The organism is Polaromonas sp. P1_G2 (assembly GCF_056405515.1).
On sequence record NZ_JBFUBY010001171.1, the window covers coordinates 1 to 448 of the forward strand.

1 protein-coding gene is annotated in these 448 nt (G+C 63.8%); it reads right to left on the minus strand.

The features are described 5' to 3' along the window. Positions 1 to 448 (minus strand): CobW family GTP-binding protein (locus AC1D0P_RS29615; protein WP_477679996.1); only part of this gene is annotated, 448 nt, incomplete at both ends.

A 448-nucleotide genomic window follows, 5' to 3' on the forward strand; every position in this document is an offset into this window, starting at 1 on the left:
GGCGTGGACCAGTCCATCGCCGCGATATCGGCAGCCGGGTTCAGCCGTCTCAGCTCCGCAAGCCGATCCTCCGCCGCGGCCGGATCGGCCAGATCGAGCTTGGTGACGCGGATCTGATCTGCCAGCGCCACCTGGCGGATGGCCTCTTCATGATTGGTGCTGGTGCCGCCCCAATTGACCGAGTCGACCAACGTCACGACGCTTGCCACGCGGTAGAGTCCATCCAGCGTCGGTTCCGAAAGGAAGGCCTGCACCACCGGCCCGGGCTCGGCGAGACCGGATGTCTCGATGACGACGTTGTCGAACGCGGCGATACGGCCCGCAAGTCGGGATTGATAGAGCTCGTTGAGCGTGGTGACGAGATCGCTGCGCACGGTGCAGCAGAGACAGCCGTTCTCAAGCACGATCACGGCATCGTTCGAATTGGCGACCAGTGAATGATCCAGGC